A 19025-nucleotide genomic window follows, 5' to 3' on the forward strand; every position below is an offset into this window, starting at 1 on the left:
GGCATGGCCGAACCCTTCTACATCACCACTGCCATCAGCTACCCCAATGGCCGCCCGCACATCGGCCATGCCTATGAAGCGATCGCCGCCGACGCGATTGCGCGCTTCCAGCGGCAGGCGGGGCGCGATGTGCGCTTCCAGACCGGCACCGACGAACATGGTCTCAAGATGGTCCAGACCGCGCGCGATCGCGGCGTCGCGGTCGCCGATCTCGCTACCGAGATGTCGTCAATGTTCAAGGCTATGTGCGACCGGCTGTCGATCTCCTACGATCGCTTCATCCGCACCACCGACGCCGATCATTATCGCGCCAGCCAAGCGATCTGGCAGGCCATGGAAGCCAATGGCGACCTGTATCTCAGCCGTTACGAGGGCTGGTATTCGGTGCGGGACGAGGCCTTCTACGATGAGAAGGAACTAAGCGGGGAGGGCGATGCCCGGCTATCGCCGCAGGGCACGCCGGTGGAGTGGACCGCCGAGGAGAGCTGGTTCTTCCGCCTGTCCAAATACCAGCAGCCGCTGCTCGATCTCTACGCTGCCGAGCCCGACTTCGTCCGTCCCGATGGTCGCCGCAACGAGATAGTCCGCTTCGTCGAGGGCGGCCTGTCGGACTTGTCGGTGTCGCGGACCAGCTTCGACTGGGGCGTGCCGGTGCCGGGCAGTGATGGCCATGTCATGTACGTGTGGGTCGACGCGCTGACCAACTATCTGACTGGTGCGGGCTATCCGGACAAGGGCGACGAATGGCGCTACTGGCCGGCCGATCTGCACCTGATCGGCAAGGACATCGTGCGTTTCCACGCGGTCTATTGGCCGGCGTTTCTGATGTCGGCGGGGATTGCGCTGCCCAAGAGCGTGTTTGGTCACGGTTTCCTGCTCCACCGCGGCGAGAAGATGTCCAAATCGCTCGGCAACGTGGTCGACCCGGGCGAGTTGGCCGATGCCTTCGGCGTCGACGCGCTGCGCTACTTCTTGCTCCGCGACGTCAGCTTCGGCCAGGATGGCAGCTATTCGGCCGAGGCGATCGTCACCCGCGTCAATGCCGAACTCGCCAACAGCTTTGGCAACCTCGCCCAGCGCACCTTGTCGTTCATCGCCAAGAACCTCGATGGCGCCTTCCCTGATGCCGGCCGTAGCGATCCGGCGGATGCGATGCTGATCGAGGAGATCGTCGTCGCCTGCGCGGCGCTCAAGGCCGGCTTCACCGACCTGCTGCTGTCGCAGGGGATCGAGGCCTGGATGCGCGGGGTATTCGCCTGCAACCAGTATATCGACGTCCAGGCGCCCTGGGCGCTGCGCAAGACCGATCCGGCGCGGATGCACGCGGTGCTGGGGACGCTGGTGCGCGCGATCAGGATGTTGGCGATCGCGATCCTGCCGGTGGTGCCTGGCGGGGCCGCGCGCGTGCTTGACCAGATCGGCGCCGACGAGCGCGATCATGCCGCGGTCGACGACGATGGCTGGTATGCCCGCAAGGCGGGGGAGGGCTTCCGCATCCTCGCGCCGACCCCCGCCTTCCCGCGGCTCGAGCTGCCGGTCGAAGCGGCGTGATGTTCGCCGACAGCCATTGCCACCTCAACTACAAGGGCCTGGTCGACGACCAGGCGGCGGTGCTCGATCGCGCTCGCGCGCGCGGGGTAGGGGCCATGCTCAACATCTCGACCCGCGAAAGCGAGTGGGATGCGGTGATCGCGACCGCCGAGCGCGAGCCCGACGTCTGGGCGTCGGTGGGGATCCATCCTCATGACGCGGATCACCACCCGCACATCGACACCGCTGCGTTGGTCGCGCGTGCCGCGCACCCGCGGGTGGTCGCGATCGGCGAGAGTGGGCTCGACTATCATTATGACCATTCGGATCGGACGCGGCAGCAAGCCAGCTTTCGCGCCCATATTGGCGCCGCCCGCGCCGCTAACTTGCCTATCATCGTACATACGCGCGATGCCGAGGAGGATACGCTGGCAATCATGCGCGAGGAGATGGAGGAGGGGGCCTACACCGGCGTCATCCACTGTTTCACCGCGAGCGGAGCCTTTGCTGATCAGGCACTTGCGCTCGGTCTCTACATCTCCATCTCAGGCATCGTGACCTTCAAGAACGCGCTCGAGTTGCAAGCCGTGGCCGCGCGATTGCCCGCGGAGCGGCTGCTGATCGAGACCGATGCGCCGTTTCTCGCGCCTATCCCGCATCGCGGCAAGCCGGGCGAGCCTGCCTTCGTCGCCGATACCGCGGCGTTTCTCGCCAAGCTGCGGGATGAAACGACCGACGATCTCGCCGCAACGACTGCCGCCAACTTCTTCGCCTTGTTCGGGAAAACCAAGGCTTGAGGATCCGCATCCTCGGCTCGGGCACGTCATCCGGCGTGCCACGAATCGGCAACGACTGGGGCGCGTGCGACCCCGCCGAGCCGCGCAACCGCCGCACCCGCGCCTCCATCCTGATCGAGCATGACGGCGTGCGCGTGCTGGTCGACACCAGCCCCGACATGCGCGAGCAATTGCTTGCCGCCGAGGTGGGCGCGGTGGACGCGATCATCTGGACCCACGACCATGCCGATCATTGCCACGGCATCGACGACGTCCGCCAGATCTTCCACGCGCTTGGCCGGCCGGTGCTCGGCTATGCCCGCGCGCCGACGCTGCAGGCGCTGCGCGAGCGCTTCACCTATGTGTTCGCCGGACGGCAGGGCTATCCGCCCACCGTCGACGGCGCCGAGCTGCCGGACCGGCTGACGATCGGCGGGATCACCATCTCGGTGGTCGACCAGCCGCATGGCAAGATCTTCTCGGCAGGCTTGCGGATCGAGGCAGGGGGCGCGGTGGCAGGCTATGCCACTGACTTCCACGAGTTGACCCCGGCGATGCGGGAAATCTACCAGGGCCTCGACCTGTGGATCGTCGACGCACTGCGTTATGCGCCGCATCCAACCCATCCCGATGTGCCGCAGGTACTCGGCTGGATCGAGGCGCTCGCACCGACCCGCGCCGCCTTTATCCACATGGACCACAGCATGGATTACGCGACGGTCGCGGCGGCGCTGCCGGCAGGCGTCGAGCCCGGCTATGATGGGCAAGAATTCCGGCTATGAACCCGGATCTCGGCGCCAACGCGTTGCTGTACGCGCTGCTGCTGATCCTGCCGCTGTCGGCGCTGATCGCGCGCCGCGTGCCCGTGGTGCGCACGCTGGTGATGCTGGTTACCTGGGGCGCCATCTTCGCCTTGCTGTTCGTGGTGCTCAGCCAGCGTGAGAAGTTCGACCCGTATCTGCAACGGATCGCCAGCTTTCTCAAGCTAGACGACCAGCAGGTCGTCGGCCGCGAAACGCGGATCCGGATGGCTGGCGATGGCCATTTCTGGGCCCGGGTGACGATCGGCGGCGTGCAGCGGCGGATGCTGGTGGACAGTGGCGCGACGATCACGGCGCTCTCGTCCCAGACCGCGACGGCTGCCGGGCTGGACGCAACCGACAGCATGTTCCCAATGGTGCTCAATACCGCCAATGGACCGATCACCGCCAAGACCGCCACCGTCGAGGAGATCCGGCTCGGCGACGTCGTTGCGCGCGATCTTGGCGTTGTCGTATCGCCGGCCTTCGGTGACACCGACGTACTGGGCATGAACTTCCTGTCCAAGCTCAAATCGTGGCGGGTGGAAGGGCGAACGTTGATCTTGGAACCGCACCACCCTCATAGTTTTACATAATGTATATTATCGTACTTGGCGATGAGGCTTTTTCGAAGGGGTTGTTGTGATGATCGATCGGCTGGTGGCGATCATGGCGCGGCTGCGTGATCCAGTGCGTGGATGCGAATGGGATGTCGCGCAGACCTGGGCAACGATCGCCCCCTACACGATCGAGGAAGCCTATGAGGTGGCAGATGCGATCGAGCGCAACGACCCTGCCGATCTCAAGGACGAGCTGGGTGACCTGCTGCTCCAGGTGGTATTCCACAGCCGGATCGCCGAGGAAGCCGGCGCCTTCACCCTCGCCGATGTGGTCACCACCGTCAGCGACAAGATGGAACGCCGGCATCCTCATATCTTCGGCGATGCCACCACCAACCCAGGTTGGGAGACCATCAAGGCGGCAGAGCGCGCCGGCAAGGCTAGCGATTCCAGCGCATTAGCAGGTGTCGCTGGAGGTTTGCCAGCGCTGCTGCGTGCGGTGAAGCTGCAGCAGCGCGCCGCGCGGGTCGGGTTCGACTGGCCCGATGCGACAGGCTCGCGTGCGAAGATCGACGAAGAGCTGGCCGAGGTGGCGAGCGCCCCGCCCCAAGCAGTGGAGGAAGAAGTCGGCGACCTGCTGTTCGCGGTGGTCAATTGGGCACGCCACCTCGGGATCGACCCGGAAGCGGCCCTGCGTGCCGGCAATGCCAAATTCGAGCGGCGCTTCCGCGGCATGGAGGCGATCGCCGGCGACGCGTTCGAAGGCCTCGATCTCGACAGCAAGGAAGCATTGTGGGCAGAGGTTAAAAGCAGAGGCTGACAGCCTCACGACTTATCTGTAGGGTTTGCCACGGCTTTTCTAGCGTTGCCGTTCGCGAGCGGTCATATGTAGACTGACGGTATTGCGGCCCACATCGGCTGTTGCGGCGTGTAGATCCTTCGCCCTACCGCGCCTCTTCGCGTTCCACGGCGGCCATCATCTTTGTCAGAATCCCGTCCATCTGCTCGCGCTCGGCCGGATCGAGATCGCCGAACACACCGTCGATCAGCTCGCGGCGGAGCGGCTCGGTCGCCTCTATGACGCGCCTGCCCTGATGGGTGACCGACACCTGCTTGACCCGACGATCATGCGCATCGGGCATGCGCGTGACCAAACCGTCGCGTTCGAGGCCGTCGATCGCCTCGGTGACGGTGCGCGGCGCAAAGCCGAAGAAGTCGGCAATGTCGGCAGCGCGCGCTGGGCCGTGCTTGCTCACGTAAAGCAACATCTTGGTGCGCGACAGCGAAGCCCCCTCCTCCGCCATCCGTTTGTCGAGGAGGCGGTGGAGGCGCAGAAACAGCCTGAAGAAGCTGCCGGCAAGGCTCTCACAGTCGGTCATGTTATGAGGACCCTCATTAAATGGTCTTGCGCATTGCTGCAAGTGCGAATATTGCGGCATCTTCCCTTCGTTCGACGACGAGACAGATCCGCATGGCCGACCATGATCAGCACGACAGCGCCTCCCGCGATCGGGCGCCTGACCATCGGGATGGCGAGCAGCACGAGGCAGCCGCTCGCCATGAGAGTGATGACGCTCGGCCGGACGAGGGCGACGCGCAGGACGATGACAAGAAGTCAGCCAAGCCCTCGCCGCTAAAGAACCCGCGTGTGCGCATCGTGCTGTTGCTGGTGCTCGCGCTGATCGTGATCGGCGGCGTGCTGTGGTTCCTGCGCTATCAGAGCGTCGGCAAGTACATGCAGGGCACGGATGATGCCTATATCCAGGCCGATGCCGTTACCGTGTCGCCCAAGGTGTCGGGCTACGTCGACCAGGTGCTGGTAGCCGACAACCAGCAGGTCAAGGCCGGCCAGCCGCTGATCCAGATCGATCCGCGCGATTATCGCGCGCAGACCGCGCAGGTCGAGGCGCAGATCGACGTGGCGCGCGCCAATGCCGCGGGCGTGCGCGCGCAGATCGGTGAACAGCAGGCCGCGGTGGCGCGGGCGCAGTCCGATCTCAGCGCGGCCGAGACGGATGCCGCTTATGCCCGATCGGAAGTGGCTCGCTACACCCCCCTCGCCGCCACCGGTGCCGAAAGCCGCGAGAAGCTGTCGCAGCTCCAGAACCAGGCGCGCCAGTCCGCCGCCCAGGTCGCCAGCGCGCGCGCCGCGCTGCTCAGCGCCCAGCGCAAAATCGGCACGCTCAACACCCAGGTGAAGCAGGCGCTCGCGCAGGGCGAAGCCAGCCGCGCGCAGCTCGATGCCGCCAACGTGAACCTCGGCTCGACGTTGATCCGCGCCAGCGTCGACGGGCGGATTGGCGACAAGACGGTGCGCGTCGGCCAATATGTCCAGTCGGGCACCCGGATGATGTCGATCGTCCCGGTGCAGCAGCTTTATATCGAAGCAAATTTCAAGGAAACGCAGCTCGGGTTGATGCGGATCGGCCAGCCGGTGACGCTCGAGGTCGATGCGCTGCCGGGAGTCGAGATCCATGGCCGCGTCCAAAGCCTGTCGCCGGGCACCGGCGCGCAATTCTCGCTGCTGCCGCCGCAGAACGCGACGGGCAATTTCACCAAGATCGTCCAGCGCGTGCCGGTGCGGATCGCAATTGACGCCGGCCCGGCGACGCGGCAGCTGCTGCTGCCGGGGATGTCGGTGGACGTGACGGTGGATACCCGCTCGGCCAAGGGCGACAAGGAGCGGATCCGCAAGGAGCAGGAGCAGCATAACGATCGCCGCGAGCAGGCCCAGGAGCAGCGCCAGCAGGCCCAAGGAGCCGGCAACCAGTGAGCAGCGCCGCGCCGGCCGCGCCCGAGCGCGCCGATCTGGGGGCCTGGCTGGCCGTCGCTGCCGGCAGCCTCGGGGCGCTGATGGCGACGCTCGATATCTCGATCGTCAACTCGGCGCTGCCGACCATCCAGGGCGAGATCGGCGCCAGCGGCACCGAGGGCACCTGGATCGCGACCTCCTATCTGGTCGCCGAGATCATCATTATCCCGCTCTCGGCGTGGCTGGAGCGGGTGCTCGGCCTGCGCACTTTCCTGCTCATCGCCTCGGTGCTGTTTACCGCCTTTTCGGTGGTGTGCGGCCTGTCGACGACGCTGACGATGATGATCATCGGCCGCGCCGGCCAGGGCATCACCGGCGGCGCGCTGATCCCGACGGCGATGACGATCATCGCCACCCGGCTGCCGCGATCGCAGCAGCCGATCGGCACCGCGCTGTTCGGCGTCACCGCGATCCTCGGGCCGGTGCTCGGGCCGCTGATCGGCGGCTGGCTGACCGAGAACATTTCCTGGCATTATGCCTTCTTCCTCAACATCCCCGTCGGCGCGCTGCTGCTGGTGCTGCTGCTGGTCGGGCTGCCGCATCAGAAGGCGCATCTGCGCGATCTGCTGCAGGCGGACTGGCTTGGCATCGTCGGGCTGGCGCTGGGGCTCGGCGGCATGACCGTGGTGCTCGAGGAGGGGCAGCGCGAGCAATGGTTCCAGTCGTCGCTGATCATCCAGCTGACGGTGGTGACGGTGGTCGGCTACGTCCTGCTGCTGGCGGGCCAGCTGTTCGCGGCCAAGCCGGTGATCAAGCTGCGGCTGCTGCTCGACCGGCAGTTCGGCAGCGTCGCGATCATGGGGCTGGTGCTCGGCATGGTGCTGTACGGCAGCAGCTATGTGATCCCGCAGTTCCTCGCCGCAATCGCCGATTACAACGCGCTGCAATCAGGCAAGGTGGTGTTGCTGAGCGGCATCCCCAGCCTGCTGATGATGCCATTCGTGCCGGTGCTGATCCGCTATGTCGATATCCGCCTCGCGGTGGCGATGGGCTTGTCGCTGATGGCGCTGAGCTGCTGGACCGATACCGTGCTCACCGCGCAGTCGGTAGGCAGCGCATTCACCGATTCGCAGCTGCTGCGCGGGGTCGGCACCATCCTCGGCTTTGTGTTCCTCAACCAGGCGGCGATCGCCTCGGTCAAGCCCGAGGAAGCGGGCGATGCTGCCGGGTTGTTCAGCGCCGCGCGCAACATCGGCGGGTCGCTGGTACTGGCAGGGATCGCGACGATCCAGGACCAGCGCAGCTACCTGCACAGCCGACGGCTCGACGACCTGCTCAACAGCAATTCGGTGGCGCTGCAGGATTATCTCGCCACGGTGACGCGCAGCGTCGGCGATCCTGCGGCGGCGGTGCAGCAGATCGGCCAGACGGTCGCGCGCGAGGCGCTGGTGATGACCTATAACGACCTGTTCTGGCTGCTCTCGGTGGGCATCCTGCTCGTCACCCCCCTCGTCCTGTTCCTTCGCCCGCTGCCCCACGGCAAGCCTGCGGCGGCGATGCATTGAGGCTGTCCATGCGCTCCTTCCCCCTCCCCCTCCTGGTGTCGGCGCTGGCGCTGGCGGGCTGCACCGTCGGCCCCAACTATGCCGGACCCACCAAGACCGCGTCGGATCCGGCGATCCGCCCGCGCTTCGTCCGCGCTGATACCGCGGTGACGGCCGCCGCGCCGGGTGTCGCTGCCTGGTGGACGACGCTCAACGATCCGCTGCTCACCGCGCTCGAGACCCGCGCGATGGCGGCCAACCCGAACATCGCGGTCGCGCAGGCGCGGCTCCGCCAGGCGCGCGGCGCGCTGCGGCTGGAGCGTGCCAACAGCGCCCCCAATGCCAGCGCAAGTGCGACCTATCTGCATGCGCAGGTGCCAGGCATCGATCTCGGCAGCCTCGGCGGCGGCGGGAGCGGCGATGCCGGCACCGGTGCCGGGCAAGGCACCAGCAGCAGCGACGAGATCAGCTCGCTCAACTTCTACAATGTCGGCTTCGATGCGACCTGGGAAATCGACCTGTTCGGCGGTCGTCGCCGCAGCGTCGAGGCGGCGCGGGCACAGCTCGGCGCGGCCGAGGCCAATGTCGCCGATGCGCAGGTCAGCCTCTCCGCCGATGTCGCCCAGGCCTATGTCAATCTGCGCGACGCGCAGCGGCGGATCGTGCTGTCACGCCAGTCGGCAGCGATGCAGCAGCGGATGCTCGATCTCACTCAGCAGCGGTTCGACCGCGGTGCCGCCTCGGCGCTCGACGTCGAGCGGCTGCGCGGCCAGGTGGAAACCACCAATGCGCAGGTGGTGCCGCTCGCCGCCGAGGTGGAGAGCTATCTCAACGCGCTGGCGGTGCTGACCGGCGCCGAGCCTGGCGCGCTCGATGCGATGCTGACCCCGCTCGCGCCGGTGCCGTTGCCGCCCGCCGCGGTGGCGGTCGGCGACCCGGCGGCCTTGCTGCAACGCCGCCCGGACATCCGCGCCGCCGAGCGCCAGCTCGCGGGCCGGACCGCGCAGATCGGCGTTGCCGAGGCGGCGCGCTTCCCCAAGCTCACGCTGATGGGCCTGGTCGGGCTCGGCGGCACCAGCCTTTCCGACCTCACCGATCTCGGCAATCTGACCGCGCTCGCGGCGCCGATGCTGCAATGGAACTTCCTCGACTTCGGCCGCGCGGGCGCGCGGGTGACGCAGGCCAAGGGTCAGCGCGACGAGGCGGAGGCGAACTACCGCGGGGCGGTGCTGCGCGCGCTCCAGGATGCCGAGGATTCGCTGTCGCGCTTCGGCCATCGCCGCGAGACGGTCGCCAGCCTGGTCCGCACCAAGGCGTCGGCCGATCGCGCCGCGGCGCTGATGCAGCAGCGCTTCCAGGCGGGTACCGCGACGCTGATCGACACGGTCGACGCCGAGCGCCAGCGCGTCGCCGCCGAACAGAATCTGTCGCAGGGGACCGCCGGGCTCACCGGCGACTATGTCTCGCTGCAAAAGGCGCTGGGACTCGGCTGGACCTCATCCCGGTCCTGACCCGATGACTGGCTGATCATCGGCGCGGCGCTTTCCGGCGTGTCGGTGTTGCGCCGTTAACCGGCGGCTGGCTAAGGCGGCGTGATGATGGATCCAGCGCAGCAGACTGGTCACGACCGGCGGGCGACCGATGGCGGCGATCATGGCGTGTCGGTCCCGCAGCGCTATCTGGCGTTGCTTGCCGATGTCGCGGAACGGCTGCTCGCCGCGGGCAGCGCCGCAGGAATGGTCGACGAGCTGTTCACGCTGATCCGCACCGAGCTGCGGCTCGACGTGTTCTTCAACTACCGCCTGCACGATGACAGACTGATCCTCGAGGCGCATGGCGGGCTGACCGATGCCCAGGCGGCGGATGGCGGCGAGCTGGCGATTGGCCAGGCGATCTGCGGCACCGTCGCGCGCGAGCGCCGGCCGCGTCACGCCACCAGCCTGCAACGCTCCGAGGATCCGATGGTGGCGTTCGTCAAGAACGTCGGGCTCGACGCTTATGCCTGCACGCCGCTGGTCCATGGCGACGTGCTGCTCGGCACCCTCGGCTTCGGCCGGCGCTGGGCTGATTGCTTCACGGCCGACGAATTGAGCTTCCTGCATACCGTCTGCCATTATGTCGCGCTCGCCAAATACCGGCTGCGGGTGGAGGAACAGCTGCGGCTGGCGGTGACGTCGCGCGAGCGGCTGCTCGCCGAGCTCAACCATCGCGTGCGCAACGCGTTGCAGGTAGCGGTAGGACTGGTCGCCATGGAGCTGGCGGCCCATCCCGACCCCAGCGAAGGCGCGGCGCTGAAGGCGGCCGCCGACCGGCTGCAGGTGCTCGCCATCGCGCATCGACCGCTCTACGCCACCGGATCGCCCGATACCGTCGACGTCGCCGCGCTGCTCGCCAGCGTGGTCGAGGAAGCCTCAACCGGCGTGTCGCTTGCCGCCGTCTCGGTGACGCGCCCGCTGCAGGTGGAGGCAGCGGTGGCGTTCGCGCTGCTCGTCCACACGCTGCTCGACGGCCGGGCCAACGATGCACCGGTGCGGTTGACGGCGGACACCGTGATCGATGATGGCGGACGCCAGCGTCTCGCCTTGTTGTTCAGCGGCCGCTTGCGCGATAGGAGCCGGGCGCCGACCGCCAGCCAGCGGCTGGTACGCGCCCTCGCCCACCAGCTACGCGCGACCTTCGACGATCGTCCCTCCGGCCTGATGTTGTCTCTGCCTTATGCTCTCTCCGACTGACTTCCGCGACGCTGCTGCGGACGCCCCTACGCTCAAACTGCTGGTCGTCGAGGACGAAGCCCTGGTGGCGATGCTGATCGAGGATGCACTGACGCTGCATGGCCACAGCGTGATCGGAATCGCGGATACGTTGGCCGACGCGCTGGCGCTCGCCGATGCGGAGACACCCGACATGGCGTTGTGCGACGTTAAGCTCGCGCTGGGCGATGATGGCATCGCGGTGGCCGATGCGCTGGCGGCACGCGGCATCCCTTGCATCTTCCTCAGCGGCAATTGCCCGCCGTCGGCGAGCAACAAGCTGATCATTGGCTGCATCGCCAAGCCATTCCACAACGCCAGCCTCGGCGATGCCGTGAACGCCGCATATGAGTGCGCCAAGGGAAAGGCGCCGGCCTCGATGCCGTCGATCCTCAACCTGTATTGAGCCAGGCTCGCCAGCCGCGGCTTGGCAAAAATGTCGATTACGCACGGCGCTGCCGCTACTTGCGAATAGATAGATAGCTAACTATCTAGCGGGCGTGACTCACCCCGCCACTCTTCAACGCGATTTCGGCGCACGGCTGGTGCCGCTTGCCCGCCTGTATCGCCGCTATCTTGATCGCGGCCTTGCCGACCTGTCGCTGTCGCATTCCACCGCGCTGGCGGTGATGGTGCTGGGCCGGATGGGCGACGGCGTACGTCAGGGGGCGCTTGCCGACGAACTCGGCGTCGAAGGCCCCACGGTGGTGCCGCTGCTCGATCACATGGAGCGCGCCGGCCTGGTCGAGCGCCGCGTGGATGCCAGCGACAAGCGGGCCCGGTCGCTGCACCTGACGGACGCAGGTCGCGCGCTCGCCCGCCAGGCGGAGGAACGCTCGGTCACGATCCGCAGCGCGGTGTTTGATGCCGTGCCCGATGCCGATCTGGCGACCGCGTTGCGCGTGCTCGATCAGGTGCGCGCCGCCTTGTCCGCTTCCAGTAACGAGGAGGCGGCATGATGGCCGGCTCCGGATTTCGCGAGTGGATCTTCTCGTGGAACTGCTTCATCGCCGCGATGCTGGCGCTGTTCATTTCCTTTTCGATCGGTCTCGAGCGACCGTTCTGGGCGATGACCACCGTCTACATCACCAGTCAGCCGCTGAGCGGGGCGGTTCGTTCCAAGGCCGTGTTCAGGCTGATCGGCACGATCGTTGGCGGCGCCGCGACGGTGGCGATGGTGCCGGTGCTGTCCAATGCCCCGATCCTGCTGTCGCTGGCGCTCGCTTTGTGGGTGGCCGGTTGCCAGTTCATCTCGTTGCTCGATCGCACGCCGCGTTCCTATCTGTTCATGCTTGCCGGCTATACGGCGGCGCTGATCGGCTTTCCCTCGGTCGCGCACCCCGAGCTGATCTTCGACACCGCGGTGCTGCGGGTGCAGGAGATCGGCCTAGGCGTGATCTGCGCCGCGCTGGTCCACTCACTTATTTTTCCGCGCAGCGTCAGCGCAGCGATCGGGCTGCGCGTCGCCACGCTGATGCGCGAAGCCGATGCCTGGATCGCCGATGTGCTCGGCGCCGAGGCACAAGGCCGCACCGATGGCGAGCGCCGCCGTTTGGCCGCCGACGTGACCGAGCTCCATGCTCTCTCCGTTCACCTGCCGTTCGACACCGCGCGGATCCGCCCGACCCGCGCCGTGCTGGCGACGCTGCAGGACCGGCTGGTGTTGCTGCTGCCGCTGGTGTCGGCGGTGGAAGACCGGCTGCGGACGCTGTCCACGCTGCGTTACGACGTCGCCGCGATCGTGGTTGATATCCGGGCCTGGGTGATCGATCGTGATGGCCCAGCCGATCCCGAGCGGGCAGCGGCGCTGGCGGTACGCTGCCAGCAGGTGGCGGCGGCGACGCCCGCGCACGACTGGGACGGGTTGCTGACGCTCAATCTGTGCGCGCGTCTCGGCGAGCTGGTCGACGCGCTGGCGATGACGCGTGATCTTGCGGCGCGGGTAATCGATCCGGCGCACGTCCGCCGCGATGCGGCGCCGTTCGTCACGTCGCGGGGGCGGCGTCTCCACCGCGACTATGCGGTGGCGGCCCTGTCAGCGACGGCAACGATGGTCGCGCTGCTCGGCTGCTGCACCTTCTGGATCGCCACCGGCTGGCCCGAAGGCGCTACCGCGACAATGATCTCGGCGGTGATCTGCTGCTTCTTCGCAACGATGGACGATCCGGTGCCGGCACAGCGCAGCTTCCTGCTGTGGACCGCTGTCGCGGTGCCGATCACCGCGGTCTATCTGTTCGCCATCCTGCCGATGGTACACAATTTCGAAACGCTGACGCTGGTGCTGGCCCCGGCGCTGCTGGTGCTGGGTGTGCTGATGGCGCTGCCGCACTGGTATGGCAAAATGATGCCGCTGATGATCGGCTTCGGCGGCGGCCTGGCGCTGACCAACAGCTTTTCCGCCGAAGCGGCGGGCTTCATCAACAGCAACGTCGCGCTGCTGATCGGCACCGCCGCAGCGATCTTCGCGACCCGGCTGATGCGGGTGATCGGCGCCGGCACTGCGATCCGCCGGTTGCGTCGCGCCGGGTGGCGTGATCTCGGCGCACTCGCCGGCCATGCCGCGCCGGCGCTGCGCGCCGCGTGGAACAGCCGCATGCTCGATCGGGTCGGGCTGCTCGCCGCGCGCATCGGCGATCAGGAGCAGCAGCCCAGCAATGGCGAGGACGCCGACCCTGCCACCGCGGCCTTGCGCGAGCTGCGGATCGGCGCCGGGCTGATCCAGCTTGACGAGGTCGGCACCGCCCCAGAGGTGCGCAGCGCAGTCGGCGCGCACTATCGCGCCCGGGTGAAAGGGCGCGAGGAGCAACCCGCCCCTGCCCTGCTCGCGCAGATCGACGGTGCGATCAGCGACGGCTTTGCGGTGGCCGATGACGACCAACGCCAGCGAACCTTGTCGGCGCTCACCGCGCTGCGGCGCAACTTCTTCCCGGCGGCGGCGCCCTGGGTACCAGACAGGATCGCCGCATGACCGGCGAGATCAACCTCGGTGGCGTCTATGTCCACCCGCTGCTGATCGCGGCGATGCTCGCGTTCATCCTCGCCGAGCTGATCGGCTGGGGGCTGTCGCGGACCGGCTTCTACCGGCTGGTGTGGCATCGCGGACTGTTCGACGTGGCGATGACCGTCATCCTCTGGGCCGCACTGGCGGCATTCCTTACCGGCGGCAGCCTGTCTGCCGCCCTGATCGGCTGAAGGCACATGAAGAAGACCCTGATCCTGCGCGTCGTGGTGACACTGGCGGTAGTCGTCGTCGCGCTGCTCGCCGCGCAGCGGCTGTGGCAGCATTACGAGGTGGAGCCGTGGACCCGTGACGGGCGGGTGCGCGCCGATATCGTGCAGGTCGCGCCCGATGTGTCGGGTTTGGTGACGCAGGTGCTGGTCCGCGACAATCAGCCGGTGTCGGTGGGCACGCCCTTGTTCATCGTCGACCGGCCACGTTACCAGCTTGCGGTGTCGCAGGCGACGGCGGCGGTTGCTTCGGCACGGGTGCAATTGCTCCAGGCGCGGCGCGAATCGGGGCGCAATCGCCAGCTTGGCGATCTTGTCGCTGGCGAGGTGCGCGAACAGGGTGATGCCCGGGTTGCCCAGCTGGGGGCGGCGCTCGATCAAGCCGAGGTGACGCTCGCCACCGCGCGGCTCAACCTTGCCCGAACCGCGGTCAAGGCGAGCGTCGCCGGTACCGTCTCCAACCTCGACCTGCGCCCCGGCGATTACGCGACCGCCGGTCATCCCGAGTTCGCGATCATCGACTCGGGCTCGATTCACATCATCGGCTATTTCGAGGAGACCAAGCTGCCCCGTGTCCATGTCGGCGATCCGGTGGTGGCGCGGCTGATGGGTGACGATCGGGTGATCACCGGCCACGTCCAGAGCATCGCCGGCGGCATCGAGGATCGTGATCGCAGCGCGGGCGCCAATCTGCTCGCCAACGTCAACCCGACCTTCAGCTGGGTGCGGCTGGCACAGCGAATCCCGGTGCGGATCGCGATCGACCGCCTGCCCGCGCAGCTCGATCTGGTGGTCGGCCGCACCGCGACGGTCGAGGTCCAGCCGCGCGTGGCACCCGCAGCCCGCACGACCCCCGCCCCGCCGGTCGCCCATGCACAAGCGCAGGAACCTCACGCATGACCCGCTCGCTCGCGCGCTTCGTTACCCTGCTGGGCTGCGCCACTGCCATCGCGGGCTGCACCACGGTGGGTCCCAACTATCATCGCCCGAGCGACGCCGTGATCGAGAAGCCGACGGCGCAGGGCGCCTTCGTCGGCGGCGGCGAACGCGCCTATGCGCTAGCCCCGGTGCCCGATCACTGGTGGCACCTGTACAACGACCCGCAGCTCGACCGGCTGGTGGACGAGGCGCTGACCGCCAACACCGATCTGCGTATCGCGACCGCCAATATCGCGCGCGCGCAGGCGTCGCTCGATCTTGCCGAGGACAATCGCCGCCCGCAGTTCGGGATCACCGCCGCGCCTGGCTATGCGCAGCGGTCGGCCGAAGAGGAGCTCCTACCGGGTGCGGCGCTGCCGAGTGCGTTCGTCTATGCCGCCAGCGGTTCGGTTTCCTACCAGGTCGATCTGGTCGGCCAGGTGCGGCGCGCGATCGAAGCGGCGGATGCCGATGTCGCCGCTACGCAAGCGGCGCGTGACAGCGTCCGCATCACTGTCGCCGCCGATACCACGCGTGCCTATCTCGATGCCTGTTCGGCAGGTCGCGAGATTGGCGTGGCCCAGCGCGCGCTCGATCTGCAGAGCCGCACCACCGCGCTCACCCAGCGGCTGGTGCGCGGCGGCCGCGGCATCTCGCTCGATGCGACGCGGTCGCAGGCGCAGGAATCACAGGTCCGCGCGACCATGCCGGCGTTGCGCGCGGCCAAGCAGCTTGCCCTCTACCGACTGGCGACGCTCACCGGGCGGCCGCCGGCCGAGTTCGACCGCTCGGTGGCGGCCTGTACCGCCGAGCCGCATCTGACTCAGGCGATCCCGATCGGCGACGGCGCCGCGCTGCTCAAGCGCCGGCCCGATGTGCGGCGCGCCGAGCTAGAGCTGCATGCCGCCACCGCGCGGATCGGCGTTGCCACCGCCGCGCTCTACCCGCAGGTGTCGCTCGGCGCCTCGGTAGGCTCGGTCGGACTGGCCGATCGGGTGCTGGGCGGCGACACCTTCAAATTCTCGCTCGGCCCGTTGATCCACTGGGATTTCCCCAATCGCGGCCGGGTGCGGGCGCGGATCGCGGCAAGCCAGGCCGAGGCAGACGCCGATTACGCGCGGTTCGATGGCGTGGTGCTCGGCGCGCTGCGCGAGACCGAAAGTGCGCTCACCGTCTATGCGCGCGATCTCGACCGGACGGCGGACCTGCGCGCCGAGCGCGGCCAGGCGGCCAAGGCCGCGGCCGATGCCGAGACGCTGTTCCGCGCCGGCCGCACCAGCTTCCTCCCGGTGCTCGATGCGCAGCGCACGCTGATCGGGGCGGATCAGATGCTGGCGGCGCAGCAGACCCGGCTCGCCGCCGACCAGGTGCAGTTGTTCCTCGCGCTCGGCGGCGGCTGGCAGGCGTAAGCGGGCTGCGGTCAGCCGACCGGGCGGCGCGCGCGCAGCGCTTGGGCGAGCGTGCCTTCGTCAAGATAATCCAGCTCGCCGCCGACCGGCAGGCCGTGGGCGAGCTGGGTGACGCGAACCGGGAAGCGCTCGATCCGCTCGGCGACGTAATGCGCGGTGGTCTGGCCTTCGAGCGTCGCGTTCATCGCCAGCACCACCTCGTCGATCCCGCCGACCTCGATGCGGCGGACCAGCGTGTCGATCGACAGATCCTCGGGCCGCACGCCCTCCAGCGCTGACAGGCGGCCGCCGAGCACGTGGAAGCGGCCGGGGAACAGCCGCGAGCGCTCCAGCGCCCACAGATCGGCAACCTCCTCGACCACGCATAGCGCCCGCGCATCCCGGCGCGGATCGGCGCAAATCGCGCAAGGGTTGGCGGTGTCGACATTGCCACACACGCTGCAGGTCTCGAGCCGTTCGTCGACCGCTTCGAGCGCCGCACGCAACGGCCCGAGCGCCGCCTCGCGCTTCTTGAGCAGGTGGAGCACGGCACGCCGCGCCGAGCGGGGCCCGAGGCCCGGCAGTCGCGCCAGCGCCTGGGTGAGGGTTTCGATTTCGGGAGACGCCATCACGCGAACAGATAGGGGGTTGCGCCGCCCGCCGCCAGCGCGTTGAAGCACGGGCCATGCGGATCATCTTCATGGGCACCCCCGCGTTCGCGGTCCCGACGCTCGACGCGCTCGTCACAGCCGGCCACCAACTGGTCGCCGCGTACAGCCAGCCGCCGCGGCCCGGCGGGCGCCGCGGGCGCGAGCTGGTCGCCTCCCCCGTCCAGCAGCGTGCCGAGCAGCTCGGCGTGCCGGTACGTACCCCGGTGAGCCTGCGCGGCGCGGACGACCAGGCCGCCTTTGCGGCACTAGGCGCCGACGTCGCGGTGGTTGCGGCCTATGGCCTGATCCTCCCCAAGCCGGTGCTCGCGGCGCCGACGCATGGCTGCCTCAACGTCCATGGCTCGCTGCTGCCGCGGTGGCGCGGCGCCGCGCCGGTGCAGCGCGCGATCCTCGCGGGCGACGCCGAGACGGGGGTCGGCATCATGCAGATGGAGGCGGGGCTGGATACCGGGCCGGTACGCCGCGAGGGCCGCACCCCGATCGACGGCAAGACCGCCGGTGAGCTCACCGACGAGCTGGCGGCGCTCGGTGCACGGCTGATGGTCGAGGTGCTGGCCGATCTCGCGGGCAACCCGCCGGTCGCGCAGCCAGACGAGGGCGTGACCTACGCCAGCAAGATCGACAAGGCCGAGGCGCGGCTCGATTTCACCGGCTCGGCGGTGGCGGCCGAGCGTCAGGTGCGCGCGTTCAACCCGGCGCCCGGCGCGTTCTTCGAGGTTGGCGGCGAGCGGGTGAAGGTACTGGCGGCACAGGTGCTGCCCTTCACCTTCTTCGGCGCCGGCGAGACGGTCGACGACCAATTGACCATCGCCTGCGGCGACGGCGCGATCCGCCCGACGATCGTCCAGCGCGCCGGTCGCGGGGTGAGCACCACGGCCGAGCTGCTGCGCGGCTTCCCCATCCCCACGGGAACCCAGCTTTGACGCGGTTCGCGCTGACGGTGGAGTTCGATGGCCGGCCATTCATGGGCTGGCAGCGCCAGAAGCACGGGCCGAGCGTCCAGGGCGCGATCGAGGCCGCGGCGCAGGCGATCACCGGCGAGGAGGTCGCGGTACATGCCGCCGGCCGGACCGACGCCGGGGTGCACGGGCTGGCGATGCGCGCGCATTGCGATGTCATCAAGCCGATCGCACCATTTCGGCTGATGGAGGCGCTCAACGCCCGGCTGCGGCCGGCGCCGGTGGCGATCACCGCCTGCACGCTCGTCGCCGACGACTGGCATGCACGCTTTTCCTGCGTCGGCCGCGCCTACGAATATCGCATCGTCACCCGCCGGGCGCCGCTGACCTGGGAGCGTGGGCTGGCGTGGCAGGTGCCGCAGCCGCTCGATGCGGCGGCGATGCACGAGGCGGCGCAGCAACTGGTCGGCCGGCATGATTTCACCACCTTCCGCTCGGCGCATTGCCAGGCCGACAGCCCGGTGCGGACGCTGGACCGGCTCGACGTCGAGCGATCGGGCGAGCGGATCGCGATCCACGCCGCGGCGCGGTCGTTTCTGCACCATCAGGTGCGATCGATGGTGGGCTGCCTGGCGATGGTCGGCCTCAGCCGGTGGTCGCGCGACGATCTGGGCGCGGCGCTGGCGGCACGGGATCGCGCCCGCCTCGGGCTCAACGCACCGCCCGACGGGCTGTTCTTCGTGCACGCTGTGTATCTGGACGAGGGCTGATCGGCTGATCTACCCTCGTCCGCAACGGTCCCGGCGCAATGCCGGGGCCCTGGTGTTTAGGCGAGCTCGCCTTCGAGCCAGGCCTTGATCCGGCCCTTGGGCTCGGCGCCGACCTTGGTCGCAGCCGGTGCACCGCCCTTGAACAGGATCATCGTCGGGATGCCGCGTACGCCATAGCGGCCGGGCGCATCGGGATTTTCGTCTATGTTGATCTTGGCGATCGTGACCTGCTCGCCAAGCTCCTCCGAGATTTCCTCGAGGCTCGGCCCGATCATCTTGCACGGGCCGCACCATTCCGCCCAGAAGTCGACCAGCACCGGGCCATCGGCCTTGAGCACGTCGGTATCGAAGCTGGCGTCGGTGATCTTCTTGGTAGGCATAATGAACTCCTTGTCTCGGCCTATCTAGGATGCCGGTGCGGCTGGCTCAACGGCCATCG

At 68.2% G+C, this 19025-nt stretch carries 20 protein-coding genes; 17 read left to right on the plus strand and 3 right to left on the minus strand.

Features of this window, described 5'->3' with window-relative positions:
* Positions 1-3 precede the first annotated feature (3 nt).
* The 5 genes from metG to mazG are packed head-to-tail and all read left to right on the plus strand — an operon-like array spanning position 4 to position 4486.
* Positions 4-1551, plus strand: a complete 1548-nt coding sequence (metG, locus tag AC07M8_RS11275; RefSeq protein ID WP_495174431.1) for a methionine--tRNA ligase — start codon at positions 4-6, stop codon at positions 1549-1551.
* Complete coding sequence (locus AC07M8_RS11280; RefSeq protein WP_495174432.1) at positions 1551-2327, plus strand: TatD family hydrolase; 777 nt, start codon at positions 1551-1553, stop codon at positions 2325-2327. The genes metG and AC07M8_RS11280 overlap by 1 nt, the downstream gene beginning before the upstream one ends.
* Positions 2324-3088 carry an MBL fold metallo-hydrolase gene (locus AC07M8_RS11285; RefSeq protein WP_495174433.1) on the plus strand — a complete coding sequence of 255 codons (765 nt, stop codon included), beginning with the start codon at positions 2324-2326 and terminating at the stop codon, positions 3086-3088. The genes AC07M8_RS11280 and AC07M8_RS11285 overlap by 4 nt, the downstream gene beginning before the upstream one ends.
* Positions 3085-3702: a retropepsin-like aspartic protease family protein gene (locus tag AC07M8_RS11290; protein ID WP_495174434.1), complete on the plus strand. Its 618-nt coding sequence runs from the start codon at positions 3085-3087 to the stop codon at positions 3700-3702. The genes AC07M8_RS11285 and AC07M8_RS11290 overlap by 4 nt, the downstream gene beginning before the upstream one ends.
* A 49-nt stretch (positions 3703-3751) precedes the next feature.
* Positions 3752-4486, plus strand: coding sequence for a nucleoside triphosphate pyrophosphohydrolase (mazG, locus tag AC07M8_RS11295; RefSeq protein WP_495174435.1), 735 nt, complete (start codon positions 3752-3754; stop codon positions 4484-4486).
* Between the two features lie 124 nt (positions 4487-4610).
* Here the strand turns inward: mazG and AC07M8_RS11300 are convergent, their stop codons facing one another.
* Entirely contained in the window at positions 4611-5105 is a 495-nt protein-coding gene (locus AC07M8_RS11300; protein ID WP_495174436.1) for a MarR family winged helix-turn-helix transcriptional regulator, read from the minus strand.
* 32 nt (positions 5106-5137) lie between these two features.
* On the opposite strand from AC07M8_RS11300, the gene AC07M8_RS11305 reads away from it, so the two are divergent.
* The 10 genes from AC07M8_RS11305 (at position 5138) to AC07M8_RS11350 (ending at position 16267) form a co-directional block, all read left to right on the plus strand.
* Positions 5138-6439 carry an HlyD family secretion protein gene (locus AC07M8_RS11305; RefSeq protein WP_495174437.1) on the plus strand — a complete coding sequence of 434 codons (1302 nt, stop codon included), beginning with the start codon at positions 5138-5140 and terminating at the stop codon, positions 6437-6439.
* A complete protein-coding gene (locus tag AC07M8_RS11310) occupies positions 6436-7983 on the plus strand; it encodes an MDR family MFS transporter (protein ID WP_495174438.1) in 1548 nt (515 codons plus the stop codon). Before AC07M8_RS11305 ends, AC07M8_RS11310 begins: the two co-directional genes overlap by 4 nt.
* Positions 7984-7991: 8 nt before the next feature.
* Positions 7992-9473 carry an efflux transporter outer membrane subunit gene (locus AC07M8_RS11315; RefSeq protein ID WP_495174439.1) on the plus strand — a complete coding sequence of 494 codons (1482 nt, stop codon included), beginning with the start codon at positions 7992-7994 and terminating at the stop codon, positions 9471-9473.
* An 84-nt stretch (positions 9474-9557) separates the two neighbouring features.
* Entirely contained in the window at positions 9558-10694 is a 1137-nt protein-coding gene (locus AC07M8_RS11320; RefSeq protein ID WP_495174440.1) for a histidine kinase dimerization/phosphoacceptor domain -containing protein, read from the plus strand.
* Positions 10678-11118, plus strand: coding sequence for a response regulator (locus AC07M8_RS11325; protein WP_495174441.1), 441 nt, complete (start codon positions 10678-10680; stop codon positions 11116-11118). The genes AC07M8_RS11320 and AC07M8_RS11325 overlap by 17 nt, the downstream gene beginning before the upstream one ends.
* Before the next feature lie 94 nt (positions 11119-11212).
* Complete coding sequence (locus AC07M8_RS11330; protein ID WP_495174442.1) at positions 11213-11671, plus strand: MarR family winged helix-turn-helix transcriptional regulator; 459 nt, start codon at positions 11213-11215, stop codon at positions 11669-11671.
* The gene (locus AC07M8_RS11335; RefSeq protein WP_495174443.1) at positions 11668-13680 is read left to right on the plus strand and encodes an FUSC family protein; all 2013 of its coding nucleotides are present in this window, start codon (positions 11668-11670) and stop codon (positions 13678-13680) included. Before AC07M8_RS11330 ends, AC07M8_RS11335 begins: the two co-directional genes overlap by 4 nt.
* Positions 13677-13904, plus strand: coding sequence for a DUF1656 domain-containing protein (locus tag AC07M8_RS11340; protein WP_495174444.1), 228 nt, complete (start codon positions 13677-13679; stop codon positions 13902-13904). The genes AC07M8_RS11335 and AC07M8_RS11340 overlap by 4 nt, the downstream gene beginning before the upstream one ends.
* Positions 13905-13910: 6 nt before the next feature.
* The gene (locus AC07M8_RS11345; protein WP_495174445.1) at positions 13911-14840 is read left to right on the plus strand and encodes an efflux RND transporter periplasmic adaptor subunit; all 930 of its coding nucleotides are present in this window, start codon (positions 13911-13913) and stop codon (positions 14838-14840) included.
* Positions 14837-16267, plus strand: a complete 1431-nt coding sequence (locus AC07M8_RS11350) for an efflux transporter outer membrane subunit (protein ID WP_495174446.1) — start codon at positions 14837-14839, stop codon at positions 16265-16267. Before AC07M8_RS11345 ends, AC07M8_RS11350 begins: the two co-directional genes overlap by 4 nt.
* An 11-nt stretch (positions 16268-16278) precedes the next feature.
* Here AC07M8_RS11350 and recR read toward each other — a convergent pair whose 3' ends face one another.
* Entirely contained in the window at positions 16279-16875 is a 597-nt protein-coding gene (gene recR, locus AC07M8_RS11355; RefSeq protein ID WP_267393170.1) for a recombination mediator RecR, read from the minus strand.
* Between the two features lie 56 nt (positions 16876-16931).
* Here recR and fmt point away from each other — a divergent pair, with 56 nt between their 5' ends.
* Both fmt and truA read left to right on the plus strand, forming a co-directional pair.
* A complete protein-coding gene (gene fmt / locus AC07M8_RS11360) occupies positions 16932-17840 on the plus strand; it encodes a methionyl-tRNA formyltransferase (RefSeq protein ID WP_495174447.1) in 909 nt (302 codons plus the stop codon).
* Positions 17837-18586 (plus strand): tRNA pseudouridine(38-40) synthase TruA, encoded by a 750-nt coding sequence (truA, locus tag AC07M8_RS11365; protein ID WP_495174448.1) that lies wholly within the window; start codon positions 17837-17839, stop codon positions 18584-18586. The genes fmt and truA overlap by 4 nt, the downstream gene beginning before the upstream one ends.
* Before the next feature lie 56 nt (positions 18587-18642).
* On the opposite strand, the gene trxA is transcribed toward truA, so the two are convergent.
* Positions 18643-18966 (minus strand): thioredoxin TrxA, encoded by a 324-nt coding sequence (gene trxA, locus AC07M8_RS11370; protein ID WP_495174449.1) that lies wholly within the window; start codon positions 18964-18966, stop codon positions 18643-18645.
* Positions 18967-19025 lie beyond the last annotated feature (59 nt).

The organism is Sphingomonas sp. GW821-FHT09E03, assembly GCF_059416225.1.